Below are 17685 nucleotides of genomic sequence, written 5' to 3'. Positions count from 1 at the left end.
TGAGATTGATAATAATTAGCCTATTGTGCCAAACTCTTTACTGCTTCCTTCCGCTCCGCTTCATCCCCAAGCCAGGCTCCCTGCCCGATCAGCAGCTCCTGCAGCCGGTCTACCGGAACATCCCGCGAACTGCCGGACATTGAGCTTGCGAGATACGCCGCTGTGCCCGCCGCCTGGCCCATGGCGAAGCAGTTTGGCATAACGCGCAGCGAGCCCTGCACGATACGGTCAGAGGATACGGCGCGTCCGGCCACCCACAGGTTATTGATGCCTTTGGGCAGCAGCGCCCGATACGGAACACCGTGGGATCTGCCGTTCGGCAAATGCTTGATCTCCATTGCATCCTTGGAGGTGGTCAGATGGATGTCAATAAAGTACGAATTGCGGGCGATGTCGTCGTGGAAAGAAGCCATATTCAAGAAGTCCTCCTGGACCAGAACATAATCTCCAACAATCCGGCGTGTTTCACGAATGCCGATCTGCTCCCCGGAAGCGGCCAAATGCGCGTTCTCGAAACCCGGAACATAATTGCGGAGAAACTCGACCTGCACCTGGATGCCCTTACGGCCCTCAATGGCGCCTCGTGTCAGATCCTCAGCCTTGGTCCCGTCAATGCCGAAAATATGCCCGAAATTCACCCCGACCCGGGTATCGGAAACCCAGGAAAAGCCCGACACTTCCTTTCTTCCAAGAGGAAGGTCACCGGCAGCCTGCGCCTTCTGGACGAGTGCGGAAATCTGCCCCGTATCGCCGCTTTCGCGTAAATATGCTTTGAACCGGGAGCGGTTCACATCACTGAGCAGATAGCACATAGTGCCTGGCTGAAGCTCACCCTGTTCTCCGCCCTTTTGAAACTCTGCACCCGCCAGAGCGGCAATATCCGCATCGCCTGTAGCGTCTATGATATAGCGGCATTTGATATAGGAGCGACCCGTTTTGTTGACAATGACCACTCCATCCACAGTTGCGGAGTCATCGCCCAGAATAGCCTGAGGAACAAAGGTATGATATAACACTTCGGTACCGCTTTCAATTACCGCTTGCTCATAAACCCGTTTCAATACCTCCGCATCGATCGGCACCCAGTCCAGGCGGTCGCCGTACTCAGCGATAAATCCTGGCCTGCAGCTGCGCTTCATGCTCTCCAGCAGCTCCAGCCCAATGCCCCGGACGACCGGTTTTTCGTGGTCCGTATAAGGGCAGAAAGCGGGAACCAGCGCAGCTGTTCCCATTCCGCCCAAATAGCCTCTTTGCTCTACGAGCAGCGTGGAAGCTCCGTTTCTGGCCGCCGCCAAAGCCGCCGCGATCCCTGCTGGCCCGCCCCCCACCACAAGTACATCCACTTCACGGCTTACCTCAATCTGATCGGCTGGCAGAATTATCTTAGTCATTGCAAACCCTCCTATGTTCTATCCTTTCACTAATATTATATAACCCCATAAAGCTTTACTTTACTTTCACTTTAGTTTCATTTTTGCTTTCACATAAACGATTGGCACTATATTCACCACTGCGAAAATCGCAATTGCCGCATATAGCGCCCACCAGCCCGGCAGCAAGCAGCCCAATACCATTGCCGCACCCCCGGCGACATACCATTTTCCAGCGAAGCGCTGAGCCCTGAACCATGCCTGTTCATCTCTCATCGTCTCTTTGGTCCGCAGGCCTGCCAGGGAATTCCGTCTCAGCTTAGGCATCCGGTTGCCGGTAAGCAGCATAATCAGTCCGAGCATCCCTGCAGCAATCCGCACAAGATCCATTCCCGAGAAGGCGATACTGTCTGCTTGCACAAATAATGCCTGAACCGATATTCCCGCAAACAGCATGGTGCTGCATAGGGTGGTAATATCCAATATTTTGGCGATGGATCTTGCGTTGTCTTCGCCTTTTTGTGCGGCGCTTCGAATAATGAAAAAGAAGATCAGCTTAAAGAATATGAACCCCATCAGGCCTAAAGCGGCCAGAAAGGGTACCTCCGGGCTGGATTTGGGCACAAAGCGGTCGGCATTCCCTTTAATGTCGAAGTGCATCGGCACCATGTCCGGCATTTGCGGGTACAGATAGAGATATAAACCCATTGGAATTAAGGCAACAAGCAGGGCAATGATGCTGGTCATCTTGAATTTGAGCATCTTCATTCCTCCTCTTTGAACGCTAGAATCCACTTCATTACATCATCAAATACACTGGTGTTCAGTTCATAATAAATATACTTCCCGTCCCGCTCGGTGCGGACCAGATCGGCCTCCCGGAGTATGGACAGATGATGCGACACGGTCGCCTGCGTCATCTCAAAGCGTTCGCCGATGCTTCCTGCAGTCATCCTTCCGCCCTTCAGCATTTCGAGCATCTCTCTGCGGTATTCATCCGACAGAGCTTTGAAAGTATCCTTAATTCCCATGCGCACCTCCCGTTAACAATTAGATAAAAATCATTTCGAAATATTTCTATATGTAGGATATTCCATTTTCACTAAAATTACAATTGGGGAGCTCCCGATTATCCATGAACGTAGAATAAGCCTTGGAAGATGATCCAAGGCCCTTTATTTCTATTTTCTAAACTATTATTTCCTCAAACATACCCTGACTGGACACCAGCTGCTCTCTCACCTCATCCACCACATTCCGCAGGCGTTCACAAGTTTCAATCAGCTGGTTGACTTCTTCCCGGCCCACCTTCTCAATAATCTCGTTCATGACGCAGGAATACCGCTCCATCTTCTTGTTGAATTCTGTCTGTCCCTGTTCCGTAAGGCTGATGTAGATCACTCTGCGGTCTGTTACAGACATGGCGCGTTCAATATACCCCTTCTCTTCCAGAGAGCTGACAACCTGCGAGGCGGTCGGTCTGCTGATTTGCAGCAGCTCGCTTAATTTGGAGATCATGACTCCCGGACATTCCGGCGCCTCCGGTTCTCTACTCTCTTTCTTCATCATGACATTGATGGCGGACATCATAAGAAATTCCCCGTGGGGAATCGAATCATTCCATTTGGTGCGGGTGGTCAAGCGTTTGAGGTTCTCAAAAACCATTAGCAGCTTTTCTTCTTGACTATCCTGGGGATTCATAAGACACCTCCGGTTATAGTAGGTCACACCCTTACATTTCTCGAAAAATAGCGTCGTTCAGCTTCTGCAGCAGCTGCCCGAAATTCTCCCGTTCCTCTTCGCTCCAGTCCTCCAGCATTTTGCCGACCTTGTCCTGGCGGATATCCATATTCTGTTTCAACATGTTAAGTCCAAGTTCAGAAATCTGCAGCGTATAAGCCCTTCCGTCCTGCGGGTCTGGTTCACGGAACAGATAACCCTTCTGCTCCAGCGTTGATGCCTGTCTGCTGATCGTAGAGATATCCAGCCGGAATTCCTCAGACAGCGCCTTTACACCGGCCGAGCCGTGCGTGGCGATTTGACGCAGCAGCAGATAAGCTGAGAAGTCCAGCATGCCGAGTTTTTTATACGTGCTCATTGATGTCAAACGGCGGCTGAGAATTGACATTTCCAGTTCTATGGTTTCTATCGGACGTTTCTCCATGGCAGGTTGTGACCTCTCTTTCAGCTCAAGCATATGATAGTGATACAAGTAATTTTCATAGGAATACACGGATGATTATTGACATCACCATGGCAACTTGTATAATACAAGTATATACTTTCATTATACAAGTTATTCTTATAAAAGCTAGTGAATTGTTACTGGGGGAACTTTATGAAAGCTCATGAATTTATGATCACTCAGGTCTACAAGGTCAAAGAATATGATACCGTTCGGACCTTTATTGAGAAATGTATTCAGCACCGGATCAGCGGCATGCCGGTCATCAACGACAGAAACGAAATCGTCGCTTATTTAAGCGATGGAGACATTATGCGCTATATCGGCAAACATGATGATATCATCGTTGATTCCTTTTTCCAATTGAATGTGATTAAAGGCGATGAGGATGAGTACGAAGAACGGACCCGGAAGCTGCTGAATCTTAATGTGATGGCAATCGCCAAAAAGAAAGTCATCACGGTTTCCTGGGACGAAGACATCGAACGGATCGCCGCCATTCTGGGTAAAAAACAGATCAAAAAGGTTCCGGTTGAACGCGGACGTGTGCTCGTAGGCATTATCAGCCGCGGCGACGTCATCCGCCATTCCTTCAAATCCCTGCTCTAGCCGCGCATCGCTTCGAAAAGATAGACATCTTCCGGCTGTCCTCCCCAGTTGCGAACAGGTGACAGGACAGCCGCTTATACCTCGGGAAGCTCCTGCCCGCAAAGCCCATAAAATATAAGATGCAGCAGCTCATCCAGAAAAGCAGTCTTATCCTTGTGTTTTTCCATCGCCCCAAGCATTTCCTCGGAACTCTTCATGTAGACTTGAATTATCATCAGGAACGCCTCTACAGAGACCTTATCCGAAATTTCACCGCTCGCTTTTCCGTCCTCCAACATTTTGACCATCAGTGGAAGTATGTTGGTATCATACTGCTCCTGAATGAACGCATACATCTCGGGATCATCAAACAGGACCTCCTTGATCAGCGCCGGGGACAGGTTGTAATACGTTTCTTTCTCCTTGAAAATCGTGTAGCTGATCAGTTCCCTCAGCGACTGTTGCTTCAGCATTTCTTCCTCGAATTCACGGATGGCCCGCTGAATAAAATCCTTGAAAGACTCCTTAAGCAGCTCCTCCTTGCTGCCAAAATAATTATAAATCGTGACCTGCGAGACTTCCGCCTCCTTGGCAATATCGGCAATCCGCAGCCGCTTCGGCTCCCAGGTCCTCAGCATGACCATGGTTGTCTTCATAATATTCCCCTTGATCATTGCCTTTCTCTTCTCGAAGCCGTTCATGTCCTTCACCCTAACTTGACGATTTAGTGTACAGTCAGAAAAATAATGAAATATAATTTTCATATGAGTTCATATTTATATTGACTTAGGTAATTCCTGGGACTATTATAACATATGAAATATACAGTCACTAATATTTCATTATTACGGCGGGGGTGCAGCATGCTGAAGGTAGAGGGCTTAACCAAACGGTTTTCAAACGGCAGAGGGATTGAAGAAGTATCGTTCACGGTAGCGAGAGGCGAGGTGTTCGGTTTCCTGGGGCCTAACGGAGCAGGGAAATCGACAACGATCCGGCATATTATGGGATTCATGAAGCCCGACCGGGGTTCTGTCACGATTAACGGGCTGGATGTCTGGAAGGGACAGGGAACCGTGCAGAGGCACACCGGGTATTTGCCCGGTGAGATCAACTTTATTGACGGCATGACCGGCAAAGGTTTTCTTGATTTCATGGCTTCGATGCAGGGTGTGAAAAACTCCGCCAAACGTGAACAGCTGATCGACCGGCTGCAATTTGATGCCGCTACCCCAATCCGCAAGATGTCAAAGGGTATGAAGCAGAAGGTTGGAATTGTTGCCGCCTTCATGCACAGCCCCGACGTTATTATTCTCGATGAACCAACCTCAGGCCTGGACCCGCTGATGCAGAAGGTATTTATTGAACTCGTGCTGGAGGAAAAAGCAGCGGGAGCCACCTTCCTGATGTCTTCCCACAGCTTCCAGGAGATCGAACGCACCTGTGACCGAGCAGCAATTATCAAGGACGGGAAGATCATCGCCGTCAAAAATATTCATGAGCTGCAGTCGATGCAGCGCAAGCTGTTCGACATCATTTTTGAAACGGCCGAAGAAGCGGAGCGTTTCGCCCCCTCCGGCCTGCAGGTGCTTACCCGTGAAGGAAACCTGGTGCGGATTGCCGTACAGGGCAATTACAATGAATTCACCCGGGAGGTCGCCAATTTCCGGATCCGGAGTCTGGATGTATCGACGCAGAACCTGGAAGATATTTTCATGAATTATTATGATCGTGAGGCGGATGTCCAATGAATCTTCCACTCTATAAAGAAATGATGCGGGTCAATTTGAAGGGCATTATGAATTACGCCTTTGGTTCCGCCTTCTATATCGTGTTTATGATCTGGCTCTATCCGGGACTTGCGGACAATACGAAAGCCATTGATGATCTTGTAAAAGCCATGCCCGAGGGGGTCAGCAACGCCTTTGGACTAAGCAACGGCTTCGCCAATGCCGAAGCCTTCATTGCGGGAGAATATTACGGGCTCATCCTAGTGCTGATCCTGTCCATCGTTTGTGTGCAGATGTCTACCCAGCTGGTAGCAAGGTTAGTGGACCGCGGCTCGATGGCCTATCTGCTGTCCACGCCGACCACACGCCGCAAGGTCGCTTTTACGCAGGCACTCGTGCTGATCTCTTCACTGTTCATTATTATGGCTGTAACCACACTGGCCGGATTCGCCGGCAAGCTCTGGTTTCTTCGTACGGAATATGAATTCGGCATGGGCCGGTTTACCCAGCTTAACACCGTTGCGTTCCTGCTGTTTTTTGCCATTGGCGGCCTTGTCTTTCTGGTCTCCTGTATATGTAATGACGAGAAGAAAGCGTTCGGGATTTCCGGAGGCATTACCTTCGGTTTCTTCACAATCGACATTCTCGCGAAAATCACAGATAAGCTGGATGTGCTGCGCTACTTCACGTTGTTCAGCTTCTACCGCCCCGGCGATATCGTGCAAGGCACGACGGATGTCGCCTGGATTTCCTTCTGGCTGCTGCTGACCGGTCTGCTGGCCTTCGCCGCAGGCATCCAGATTTTCCGGCAGCGCGACCTGCCGTTGTAAGCCAGGGGGATCAAAGGTACTTTTGCACTTCATTCTACTGAATAGACCGTGGATGGGGGAATTCAAAGGTACTTTTGCACTTCATTCTACCGAATAGACCGTGGATGGTGAATTCAAAGGTACTATTACACTTCATTCCACCAAATAGACCGTGGATGGGGGAATTCAAAGGTACTATTACACTTCATTCCACCGAATAGACCGTGGATGGTGAAATCAACTGCACTTTTGCGTGCGGATTCCTGATACTTGTACACGCTCAGTGAGAGTCCGTACCTTCGTGTCATCAAGTTTGCGAGAGCGCTGCAATTTTTTACATTGCATCAGCTCTATACAAATAAGAAGTTACCGTCCTTAGCAAAGGACGGCAAAAAGGGCATCCCCGCAGATTATCCTGCCGGCAAGGATGCCCTTTGCTGCTATGCGGATTACCGCAGAATCCGCTCCGCAAACCGGGCGCCGAGCAGCTCATAGCCCTCGGCGTCGGGATGCAGGCCGTCCGGCAGGCGTTCGCTGTCGGACGCGCCGAACCAGGACAGGCCGTCGCGGTAGTGCATACGGCTGTCCCCCCGGGCCCGGAACACTTCGACGGTCCGGGCTATTTCTTCACGCATCCTCGGGAGCGTGAAGCCCAGCTTGTTCGGCTCGGTCTCGCGCTCCGAGCCGTAGATCGGCGAGATCACGAACAGCGGAGTGAGCGGATGCCGTTCGCGAATCGACAGCAGCATGCCGATGAGCGCCGGGGCGAAGACACGCGGGCTCAGCGTGGCGGCGCCGTAGACGTTCACGCCGACACAGAGCGTGATCAGGTCGGCGGGAAGGCTGGCGATCAGCCGTCCCGCCATCGGCTCCAGCTGGCAGTTGCCGGAGAAACCAAGGCAGGTCAGGTTGTAGCCGCTGCGCGCTGCGGCGATGGCCGGCCAGGTGCGCGAAGGGCTGGAGGCCGCCACGCACTGGGTGATGGAGCTGCCGTAGGTGACCCACCTCGGCCGGGTATCCGGCAGCGGACGCGCGGCTGCGGCATCATCAATCCATAGGCCGGTCACTGTCAGGCCTATGTTCTGCGACAGGTAGATCTCCAGTATCTCGCACCCTGCGGGAAGATTGCCGAAGACGGCGGATATCTCTCCTGCAGGGAGACGTAGCGACAGGAACAGCTGCCCGTCTATGAGGCAATCCATTGCCGCTGGCTCGGGCAGCGGGGTGAACGACAAGGTCAGCGCGGAGGAGTCGGTGTGCAGCCGCAGCCGGACCCCGGCGCAAATTTCCGCCTTGCCCTCAATGCCGTCCGGCGGGTACAGCGCGTAGTCGGCGTAAGGAATCCGCCAGGGCTTAATCCCCTCCTGCCGGTGCTCCAGCGACACCGCGCCGTGAAACCAAGCGTCCATTAAGGGAAGCTGCTTCACAGCCACTCCCCCTCCATCACACTTGCATCATCCGCTGGTGTGAAATTCTCCCCCAGCCACACATCCTGTGCCAGAAGCCGGTGCTGCAGCTCGGGAATGGAGATGCTGCGCGAATCTCCCCCGTCGCGCAGTGCCAGCGCCGCTGCCGTTCCGCAGGCCTGGCCCATCGAGAAGCAGTTTGGCATCACCCGCAGCGAGCCCTGAACTGCCCGGTCCGAGGACACGGAGCGTCCGGCCACCCAGAGATTATTGATGCCCACAGGCAGCATGATCCGATACGGCACACCGTGGGATACGCCTGGCGGCAGATGGTTGAAGGTCATGTCGCTTTTGCTGGTGGCAAGGTGGATGTCAATATAATAAGCATTGCGGGCAATGTCATCCGGGAAGCTGCGTGCAGCAATGAAATCATCCACAGTCAGCATGTAGTCCCCCTGAATCCGCCGCGTCTCCCGGATGCCAAGCTGCTCGCCGCTGGCCACCAGATGCGCATGCTCGAAGCCCGGCACATAACTACGGAAGAACTGCAGCTGGCGCTCCGCCGTCCGGCGGCCTTCGATCGCGCCCCGCGTCAATTCCTCGGCTTTCGTCCCGTCCACGCCGAACACATGGCCAAAGTTGACACCGACCAGATAGTCACTGATCCAGGCTAGGCCAGAGATCGACTTGCGGCCTTCCGGCAGCGCGCCTTCAGCCATCGCCTTCTCTACCGTCCGGTGCAATTGCCCGGTATCTCCCGTCTCCGCAAGGAAAGCATTGAACTTCGGACGGTCGACATTGGCCAGCAAGTAGCACATGCTGCCTGGCTGCAGCTCGCCCGCTTCGCCGCCCTTCTGGAACGGCACGCCGGACAAGGCAGCAATGTCCCCGTCACCCGTGCAGTCAATGATATAACGGCAGCGGATGAAGGAACGGCCGGTTTTGTTGACGATGATGACGCCCTCGACCTTCCTGCGGTCCTGCGACAGCACAACATCGTAGACAAAGGTATGGAAAAGCGGTATGACCCCGCTTTCCAGTATGGCATCGTCATAGACGCGCTTCAGCACCTCGGGATCTATCGGCACCCAGTCCAGCAGCTCCCGGTATTCCTCGCGGTAGCCGGGATCGCAGGCTTCCTTCATCCGGTCCATCAGCTTCAGCCCGAGGCCGCGGATAATTGGCTTCTCCTTGTCGGTAAACGGACAGAAGGCCGGGACAAGCGCAAGTGTGCCCATTCCGCCGAGAAATCCCCGCTGCTCCACGATCAGCGTGCTCGCGCCACCCTGTGCGGCGGCAATCGCGGCGGCAATGCCGGAGGCGCCCCCGCCGATCACCAGCACATCCACCTCACGTGACACCGGAATGTCGGCAGACGGCAGTGTAATATGGTCGTAGTTCATCATGAATCCTCCTTGAAAGTACACTAGTTTATGGGGTCTTCGTCCCTTCGAGACAAAGACGGAGCAGATCATCCACATGAGCGGTTGCCAGGCATTCTACCGTATCGGCGGCACCATAATAAATTTTGACCTCGCCATTATCCTCCAGGATCATGCCGCCGGGGAAAATGACGTTGTTGCGGAATCCCCCGCTGATTTCGTAAGAGGCCTCCGGTGACAGCAGCGGGGCGGCAGCGCGGCCGATAATCTTCCCGGGGTCCTGCAGGTCCAGCAGCATAATGCCCGCGGTGTAACGCTTCTTCCAGCTGTCTTCCCAGCCGTTTTTACCCCGGCTGCGGTCAAGATCCACCGCATGGAACGTGGTAAGCCAGCCTTTGTCCGTCTTGATAGGCGGCGCCCCCGGGCCGACCTTGTCATTGGCATAAGCCACATCTTCAACCGCCAGCAGCAGCCGCGAGTTCCCCCAGTACTTCAGATCCGGTGAATCGCTCATCCACATGTCGAAGCGGTCTATTCCGCCACGGCTGTACACTGGCAGCGGACGCTCCAGCCGGATGTATTTGCCGCCGATCTGCTCCGGGAACAGCACCATGTTGCGGTTATCCGGCAGTGACAGGCTGAGCACCTCGAAGGAGCGGAAATCGTCGGTGACGGCGATGCCGCCGCGCAGACCGTGCTTCGTATCCACGGCAAAGCACATATAGCAGCGCTCCCCGATGACCGTTAACCGGGGATCATACACCCGGGTCACTTCTTCATCCTGCCACGACCAGCAAGGTTCCGGCTGCACTCCCCACTTGATCCCGTCGTCGCTGAAGGCCAGGCCCAGGTTCGTTGTGTGATGGGGAGCGACAAGCTGCTTCGCTTCATCGCCGTAGTCATTGCGGAACACCATCACGTATTTGCCTTTAAACTTGGTAACGCCCGCATTGAATACCATGGCCGGGCCGTAAGGCACATCGCCGGGCGACAGGATGGGGTTCAAGGGATGGCGCGAAATCAACGGGCTTGAGCTCAGCAGCCCTATTATAAATTCACTCATATGTGTAATCTCCTTTACGGGTGTATATTGCTTCCTTTACAAGCTGTAGTCTGGAAAAACGGCGGATGCAGACTCATTCCTTGCCTCAGCCTGCTCCAGCCGCGGGCAGCTAACCTTTCACCGAACCGGCCGTAACCTGGATAAAGGTCTTGTTCGCCACAATATAAGCGAGCAGCATCGGCAGTATCGACAGGCAGGCGCCCGCCATCATCAGATGGATCTGCATCGCCGCAGAAGAGCCGTAGCGGAGGTTCGCCAGCCCGACGGTCAGTGTCTGCAGCTTCGGATTGGTCATTGTGAAGACGAGCGGCAGAATGTATTCGTTCCACGAATGGCGGAAGGCGAACAGTCCGGCCACACCCAATCCCGGGGTCAGCAGCGGCAGTATAATCCGGAAGAAGGTACGGATAAATCCGGAGCCGTCGACCATTGCCGCTTCATCCAGCTCCCGGGGAATCGCCTTGAAGAAACCCTGAAGCATGAAAAAAGTGCTGGAATGGGCGCTGATCAGGATCAGAATGACTCCCCACAGCGTGGTATTCAGGTGCAGGGCGACCATCAGATCGAACTGAGGGCGCAGCACAATCGCTCCGACGGAGATAAACATCATCGATGCCTGAACCGTCACATACAGCGATTTGCCGGGAAAATCACGCCGGTCGACCACATAGGCCGCCATCGAGGCCACCAGCAGCGTACCTACCGTAACCATGATGGAGACAAACGCACTGTTCCACGTATAGCGGGCAAAGTTGGCTTGCTTCCACGCTTCCGCATAGTTGGCAAACTGCAGTTTGGCCGGCAGCAGGCTGCCGCCGGTCATCATCTCGGCGCCGGTCTTCAGCGAACCGGAGAGTGTCATTGCCAGTGGAAACAAGGTCAGGATCGCCGTTGCCAGCAAAAACAGCCACATGACCGTCCGGGCCACTATTCTGCCAGCGTTGCCGGCAGGCTGTTTGGATACCGCATGTTCGTTCATCTTGATAGACCTCCTAATAAACCTTGTTCATTTTTCGGCTGAGAAAGAAATAGAGTCCCGTAATCGTCCCGACAATCACAGCGGTCGCAAAACCCACGGCACTGCCATAGCCGAGCTGCTGCGCCACCGGAGAACCGGTAGATACCGGGAAGAGCAGTTTGTACAGATAGAGGTACATAACTTCGGTTTTGCCGATTGGCCCGCCCTCCGTAATAACCATGATGCTCTCATACCCCTTCAGAGAGGCGATAATCGCCAGCATTATGACCATCTGGGCAACCGGGGCCAGCATCGGAAGCGTAATATGCCAGAACCGTTTTCCGGCGTTCGCGCCGTCAATGGCCGCGCTCTCGTACAGGTCCTGCGGAATGCTCTGCAGTCCGGCCAGGAACAGCAGCATGTAGTTGCCGACCGCTCCCCACACCGCCACCAGAATAACGGTCAGCATGGCATGCTTGGGACCTAGCCAGTCGATAGGCTGGGAAACGAGATGCAGCTTCATCAGAACTGTGTTAACCATCCCGTTATAGGAATTAAAGATGTTATAGAAAACGACAGAAATGACTGCGGTACTGATTACCGTCGGCATAAAATAAATCCCGCGCAGCAGGTTACTCCCCCGCAGCTTGCCGTTCAGGATTACCGCCAGCAGCAGAGACAGCGGGAGCGTCAGCAGCAGTTTACCCCCGGCAAAAATGAACGTATTGCCTACCGATTCCCAGAACAGGCTGTCACGCGCCAGCCTGCGGAAGTTCTCAAGCCCGGTGAACACTGCTTCTCCATATCCGGCGTAATCGTAGAACATATAGCGCAGCATCCAAATCAAAGGATAGATGCCGAGTGTCAGTGTAAGGATGATGCTTGGCAGCAGAAACAGGGAATTTTCCCCGAGCCGTCTCCATTTAAAGTTCATGATTCATTCCTCCTTCGGGGAAAGAAAAGGGGCGTTTCGCTGGAAGTCCGCAAACGCCCCATCCTTGCCTGTTATTCTCCTTGCGGCTTGCTTGGATTGAACGCCGGGTCCGGTGTAACCTTAACCTCGCCCTTCTCAACCGCCTTGGTCAGAGCAGCGTTATATCTGCTGTTCAGATCCTCAGCAATCGCCTTGGCATCCCCGCCGGACAGCATGTATTTGAAGAAGGCGTCGGCATAGGTTGCCCCTTCCGGAGTGACACCCGGCGCAGCCGGCCAGAGTGAGTCATGCTCACCGACAAGGAACCCTTCCATTCCTTTAATGTCCGGATTTTGCGCCTTCTCGACAATGCTTGGAACTACAGCGATGCCGAAGCCTTTCTCGTGATAGGTCTTCAGAATGTCGTCGCCGTACATGTATTGCATGAACTTCCAGGCCGCTTCCTGATGGGCGGATTTGGCGTTGATCCCGAGCCATGTGCCGGCGGATACGATTTCCGAGGTTCCTTTAATCTGGCCATCAAGTGTTGGTGCCAGGGCACCCGCCCAGTTGATCTCTGTCGGGAACTGATCCTTGTACACTCCCGGCTCTGTCGAGAAGGAAAGATACATCCCGATCTTGCCTGCGGCAAACTGGGCACGCAGCGGGTCGATATCCAGCGACTCGGCACCCGGAAGAATACTGCCGTCTTTATACATTTGCTTGAAATATTCAATTACCTGGGCATATGGAGCGAAATCGAACTGGCCGGTCTTAAGATCATAGCCAAGACCTTGATAGCCGCTCAGAGAGAGAATTTCCCGGATGGAACGGTCAAACGCCTGCTTCGGATTTTTGAAGTTCAGCGCGAAGCCGTAAATGCCTTCAGATTTGCCGGCTTCGGTGATTTTTTTGGCATCGTCCACCATTTCCTGCAGCGAGACCGGCGGATTCTGGATGCCTGCTTTGGTGAAAATATCTTTATTATAGACAAGGCGCATGGTCAGCCCCGTATTGGGCAGCGAATAGACCTTGCCGTCGAACCGGTTGACGTTGTCGATCATCAGACTGCCGAACTTTTGGTTCATGCCCTCATCCAGATAGGAATCAATCGGGGCCAGGTAACCTTTTTTTACAAACTCGGAGGTGTTGGCGCTCTTGAGTCGGAGCACATCCGGAGCCTGGTTACTGGAGAACGCGATGTCGACGCTCTGCGCATAATTCTCGGACAGAACAGTCAGCTCTACCTGAATATTGTCTTTGTTGGTCTCGTTGAATGTATTGATCAGTTCTTTAATATATTCCTGATCATGCCGGTCATCGGTCCAGTACTTCAGCTGTACCGCTTCGCCTTTAGCTGCTGTATTGCTGCCAGCTTCAGCTGTTCCGGCCGGAGCATCGGGTTCAGCCGCCCCGTTCGTGCTGCCGTTGTTGCCGCTGTTATTTCCGCAGCCGGCGATACCCAGCGCCAGCACCAGGCTGAGGCCAAGACCCATCCATTGTTTACGCATACCTTCTACCCCTTTAATTGATAATGTATTGTGAGCTCATATTGATTATAAATCCGGCCCTGCTGTATGGGAGTGGGGCAGCCTTACTCTCCAGGGATAGAATTCTATTGTCTCTGCAACGTCCTGAACAATTGTCTCTGCAGCGTCCGGAACAAGCTGCTTACAGCTCCGGATGATAGCTCGCCCGGAACTCCGACGGGGTCTGGCCGGTGATCTTCTTGAACATATCGCTGAAATACCGGCGTTCCTCGTAGCCGACAGCTGAGGCCACTTCCTGCACAGGCATGCCTTCAACCAATAAAGCCTTAGCCTTCTGGATTCTTTCAGCGGTGATGAACTGGGTTACGGTCATTCCGGTCACCTTCTTGAACAGACTTGAGAAATAGCTGGCGCTGAGATGGACATGGGCAGCACATTCCCCGACGGTAAGATCCTCGGACAGCCGGCTTTTGATATAATCCAGCGATTCATAGATAACCTTCTGCCCTTCGGACAGGCTGTTTAGGCGCACTAGCTCCGCTCCCTCCATGCAGAGCGCCAGCAGCTGCCGCTGCAGGGAGGCCAGCGGCAGCCCCGCAGTTCCCTGGACAGCCTTGAATCTCAGCACCAGCGGCTGAATGTCGGCAAACGGCACAAGCTCATAAAAGGTCCGTATCGCAGAAGCTGCGAGTTCGTCGTAGAGGCTAAGCAAATAATCAGGGTTATGGCGGGAGCCCTGACGCTCAAGCGTGGCAGAGATCGCCGAGAGGATTACCGAGGTCCGCCCGGCATTCCCGGAACGGAGCGCCAGCAGCAGCTCATCCTTATACTCCAGCGTCAGCGGCTCCTGGCTCCCTGCCTGAAGAAGATCGTCATACATAATCGCCGCATTGCCCTCCGTGAACAGATGATAGGCCAGCGCGCGGTTCGCCTGACGGTAGGATTCCGGCAGCTCGCTGGTCTGCTCCACCCGGCCGCCAACGCCGACCGAGACGGTGAACTTGGTATACCGTTCAATATTGCGGCAGCACTGCTCGGCAATTTCGACCGGACTGGCGGCCGCCGCGTCCCCCATTACGGCCAGGTACCGGTTATGGCGGGCTCTGAATACGACACAAGGGGTATGCTCCGAAATCGTCTCCTGCGTAATATTAAGCAGGGAGAACCTGACCAGCTCCACCTCGCGGATCGACATTTCGGCAGCCTGTTCCTGAAACCGGTCGATTTCAATCAGCATAACAATGAACCCCTGCGGATTCAGATTGATGTCCAGGAATTCCCAGCGCTCTGCTGCCTGCTCCCAAGGGGTACGGTGGCTGACCAGCAGCGCGAAGTACTCCTGGCGCAGAATCGGCAGGCTCTCGCGCAGCTTGTTCTCCATCTCCCGCAGGTTCAGCAGTTTGGACCGCTGCTCCAATATTTCCGCCTTGGCCCGCAGTACGGCCGCCATGATCTCCTGCTCCGAAAATGGCTTGACGACAAAATCGAAAGCCCCAAGCTGCACCGCCTGCTGCGCATATTCGAAATCGGCATAGCCGCTGATCAGAATCATTTTGCAGTCCCGGTTCTGTTCAAGCACTGCCCGCAGCATCGCCAGACCGTCCATCCGCGGCATGCGGATATCCGTGATCACAAGATCCGGCGTCTCCCCGGAGATCAGCCGAAGTCCATCCTCTCCATTGGAGGCTACACCGGCCATACGAATGCCATGCTCCGCCCAGTTCATCCCCTTAAGCCCATCCACTACGCTTTTGATATCGTCAATAATACACAGGCTGACACTGTCGTGATTATACATCTATTTGCTCCCCTTTCTTGGGCAATGAAAGGATCACTGCCGTCCCGCGCCCCGGTGCGCTCTCCACATTGAACTGCGCGCTGCCGCCGTAGTAAAGCTGCAGCCGGCGGATCAGGTTGTACACGGCATACCCCTTCTCCGATTCCCGCCAAAAGAGCGCACGAAGCGCAGCCTCTTCCATCCCGCTTCCGTTATCACGCACCTCAAGACTCCAGCGCTCTCCCTCATCTCTGACCGCAATTCCGATCCTTCCGCCGCTCTCCATATCCTGAAAACCGTGAAGGATGCTGTTCTCCACCAGCGGCTGCAAAATGATCCGCGGTATCGGAAGCGCTGTCAATGCTGGTTCACCGATATCAATCTCGTATGAAAATTGGCCCTCGTAGCAGCTGGATTGAAGCTCCAGATATTGCCGCACATGCTCCAGCTCCTTGGACAGTGTTGTGATTTCCTGCCCCTTGTTCAGCCCCAGCTGAAACAGCCGGGACAAGGCCAGCACCATCTTCTGCGAGGGCTCCACCTGCTTCAGATTCAGCTTCCAATAGATCGTGTTCAGCGTATTGTACAGAAAATGCGGGTCCATCTGCGCCGACAACGCTTTGATTTCCGCAGCCCGCTTGTTCTCCTCGGCTTCGGTTACCTCCTGAATCAGCACTACGATCTGCTCCAGCATCCGGTTGAAGCGGAAGCCGACCTGGGCCAGCTCATCCCCGCTTCCGCTCTCAAACCGTGCAGACAGGTCGTTGCTCTCCACTTTTTTCATTACCTTCATAAGTCCCTGGAGCGGCCCCAGCAGATACCGTGTAAACGCGCCGGAGATAAACAGCGTTACTGTGAACACCGCCAGCGCAACGAAGACCAGCATCCATTTGACATAGATCATATCCTTCAGCACAGCGGCTTTGGACTGGATCGTAGTCATCGTCCAATCCGTGATTCCCAAATGGGCATAATTGAGCAGATAGGATTCACCTCCGATCTCAAAAGAATCATGATCAGCCGTGCTGCGCTCCAGCATTTCCGTCAGATGGCCGCTCTCCACCGCCTTCTTGATCAGCGGGTCCTTCACGGAGTATACGGGCAGACCCTCAGCGTTCAGCAGGAAGCTCTCCGCACCGCCCCCGCTATCCCCCCGGACCAGCTTGCGGAACCCGTCCTCACGGATATTGACCACAATATAGACGCCGCTGACCGGTGTATCAAAGATCGGCTCCAGAATCAGAGACAGCACACGGTCCTTGCCGGAGAACAGCATGTCCTCATGGCCCTCCACCCACAGGTTCTTTTTCTCCTGTTCGATGCTTTCATAGAGGAAGGTGTCCTGAAAAGCGGTAAGCCGGTTACGGTTCATCGAGAGCGGGTAGAAATCGCCGACCGGCGTAGAGACAAAGATCGACTGGATCAGCGGTTCAGCAATCCTCGCCTGCGAGAAAACGTTATCAAGATCATTCAAATGCGTGTAGTACCTGCTGCTGTCCCCGGCCACAACATCCTTCATCATGTCATGAAAAGGCTGGCTGATCATAAACGTCATCATAATGAGCATCAGCTTGTTCAGCTTCTCGTCGACAATCTGCGCCGACTTGACCACGGTATCCTGGGTAAGCTTAAGCGCATTTTTCTCCAGAATCGCCGCCGATATGGAGTAGGACAGCCCTCCGGTCATCAGCACCGACAGCAGGATTACAGCCAGAAATGCAGTTTTGAGCTTGCTGCGGAATGATTGCTTGCGGAAAACTTCCAAATGTCCTCACGCCTTCCTGTAGATTCGTTGCCAGAGTTGTTTCTGTATGCTTTGATTATGTCACCCGGGGCCCTAATCCGACAATGACCGGCCGTTAGAATAGTGACTTTACCGCCTGTCCACAATAGGTTGACCGCCCTCGCAAAAAGGTGCACAAAAAGCCAGCAGGAACGCGTGAAACGCGGTTTCCTGCTGGCTGTGTTGTTGTTATAGGCGGTTATAGGCGATCATCTGTGTTGCATCTGTGTT

The 17685-nt window shown here is 54.0% G+C and carries 17 protein-coding genes; 3 read left to right on the top strand and 14 right to left on the bottom strand.

Going from position 1 to position 17685, the window contains the following annotated elements:
* Positions 1 to 20: 20 nt before the first annotated feature.
* The 5 genes from NST07_RS08365 to NST07_RS08345 all read right to left on the bottom strand — a co-directional run bounded on the left by NST07_RS08365 (position 21) and on the right by NST07_RS08345 (position 3567).
* Complete coding sequence (locus NST07_RS08365; protein WP_341091057.1) at positions 21 to 1391, bottom strand: FAD-dependent oxidoreductase; 1371 nt, start codon at positions 1389 to 1391, stop codon at positions 21 to 23.
* Between the two features lie 66 nt (positions 1392 to 1457).
* The gene (locus NST07_RS08360) at positions 1458 to 2132 is read right to left on the bottom strand and encodes an SdpI family protein (RefSeq protein ID WP_341091056.1); all 675 of its coding nucleotides are present in this window, start codon (positions 2130 to 2132) and stop codon (positions 1458 to 1460) included.
* A 2-nt stretch (positions 2133 to 2134) separates the two neighbouring features.
* Positions 2135 to 2401, bottom strand: a complete 267-nt coding sequence (locus NST07_RS08355; protein ID WP_341091055.1) for an autorepressor SdpR family transcription factor — start codon at positions 2399 to 2401, stop codon at positions 2135 to 2137.
* Positions 2402 to 2558: 157 nt separating this feature from the next.
* Positions 2559 to 3071, bottom strand: a complete 513-nt coding sequence (locus NST07_RS08350) for a MarR family winged helix-turn-helix transcriptional regulator (RefSeq protein ID WP_341377751.1) — start codon at positions 3069 to 3071, stop codon at positions 2559 to 2561.
* Positions 3072 to 3102: 31 nt separating this feature from the next.
* Positions 3103 to 3567 carry a MarR family transcriptional regulator gene (locus NST07_RS08345; RefSeq protein ID WP_341091052.1) on the bottom strand — a complete coding sequence of 155 codons (465 nt, stop codon included), beginning with the start codon at positions 3565 to 3567 and terminating at the stop codon, positions 3103 to 3105.
* A gap of 141 nt (positions 3568 to 3708) precedes the next feature.
* On the opposite strand from NST07_RS08345, the gene NST07_RS08340 reads away from it, so the two are divergent.
* Complete coding sequence (locus tag NST07_RS08340; RefSeq protein ID WP_341091050.1) at positions 3709 to 4164, top strand: CBS domain-containing protein; 456 nt, start codon at positions 3709 to 3711, stop codon at positions 4162 to 4164.
* Between the two features lie 74 nt (positions 4165 to 4238).
* Here NST07_RS08340 and NST07_RS08335 read toward each other — a convergent pair whose 3' ends face one another.
* Positions 4239 to 4844 carry a TetR/AcrR family transcriptional regulator gene (locus tag NST07_RS08335; protein ID WP_341091048.1) on the bottom strand — a complete coding sequence of 202 codons (606 nt, stop codon included), beginning with the start codon at positions 4842 to 4844 and terminating at the stop codon, positions 4239 to 4241.
* A gap of 162 nt (positions 4845 to 5006) precedes the next feature.
* On the opposite strand from NST07_RS08335, the gene NST07_RS08330 reads away from it, so the two are divergent.
* Complete coding sequence (locus NST07_RS08330; RefSeq protein WP_342481361.1) at positions 5007 to 5894, top strand: ABC transporter ATP-binding protein; 888 nt, start codon at positions 5007 to 5009, stop codon at positions 5892 to 5894.
* Positions 5891 to 6703, top strand: a complete 813-nt coding sequence (locus NST07_RS08325; protein ID WP_342481360.1) for an ABC transporter permease subunit — start codon at positions 5891 to 5893, stop codon at positions 6701 to 6703. Before NST07_RS08330 ends, NST07_RS08325 begins: the two co-directional genes overlap by 4 nt.
* 428 nt (positions 6704 to 7131) lie before the next feature.
* On the opposite strand, the gene NST07_RS08320 is transcribed toward NST07_RS08325, so the two are convergent.
* The 8 genes from NST07_RS08320 to NST07_RS08285 form a co-directional block, all read right to left on the bottom strand.
* Entirely contained in the window at positions 7132 to 8109 is a 978-nt protein-coding gene (locus tag NST07_RS08320) for an SGNH/GDSL hydrolase family protein (RefSeq protein WP_342481359.1), read from the bottom strand.
* Positions 8106 to 9494 carry an FAD-dependent oxidoreductase gene (locus NST07_RS08315; protein ID WP_342481358.1) on the bottom strand — a complete coding sequence of 463 codons (1389 nt, stop codon included), beginning with the start codon at positions 9492 to 9494 and terminating at the stop codon, positions 8106 to 8108. Before NST07_RS08315 ends, NST07_RS08320 begins: the two co-directional genes overlap by 4 nt.
* Positions 9495 to 9519: 25 nt before the next feature.
* The gene (locus NST07_RS08310; RefSeq protein WP_341091040.1) at positions 9520 to 10533 is read right to left on the bottom strand and encodes a glycoside hydrolase family 130 protein; all 1014 of its coding nucleotides are present in this window, start codon (positions 10531 to 10533) and stop codon (positions 9520 to 9522) included.
* 109 nt (positions 10534 to 10642) lie between these two features.
* Positions 10643 to 11512 carry a carbohydrate ABC transporter permease gene (locus tag NST07_RS08305; protein ID WP_341091038.1) on the bottom strand — a complete coding sequence of 290 codons (870 nt, stop codon included), beginning with the start codon at positions 11510 to 11512 and terminating at the stop codon, positions 10643 to 10645.
* A gap of 13 nt (positions 11513 to 11525) precedes the next feature.
* A complete protein-coding gene (locus tag NST07_RS08300; protein WP_342481357.1) occupies positions 11526 to 12425 on the bottom strand; it encodes a sugar ABC transporter permease in 900 nt (299 codons plus the stop codon).
* A 71-nt stretch (positions 12426 to 12496) separates the two neighbouring features.
* Positions 12497 to 13915 carry an extracellular solute-binding protein gene (locus NST07_RS08295; RefSeq protein WP_341091034.1) on the bottom strand — a complete coding sequence of 473 codons (1419 nt, stop codon included), beginning with the start codon at positions 13913 to 13915 and terminating at the stop codon, positions 12497 to 12499.
* 160 nt (positions 13916 to 14075) lie between these two features.
* Positions 14076 to 15692, bottom strand: coding sequence for a response regulator (locus NST07_RS08290; RefSeq protein ID WP_341377747.1), 1617 nt, complete (start codon positions 15690 to 15692; stop codon positions 14076 to 14078).
* The gene (locus tag NST07_RS08285; protein WP_341091031.1) at positions 15685 to 17436 is read right to left on the bottom strand and encodes a sensor histidine kinase; all 1752 of its coding nucleotides are present in this window, start codon (positions 17434 to 17436) and stop codon (positions 15685 to 15687) included. The genes NST07_RS08290 and NST07_RS08285 overlap by 8 nt, the downstream gene beginning before the upstream one ends.
* Between the last annotated feature and the right edge of the window lie 249 nt (positions 17437 to 17685).

Source organism: Paenibacillus sp. FSL L8-0340, from assembly GCF_038593145.1.
Lineage (GTDB): Bacteria > Bacillota > Bacilli > Paenibacillales > Paenibacillaceae > Paenibacillus_AQ.
This window is presented reverse-complemented; position numbering and strand designations above follow the sequence as displayed.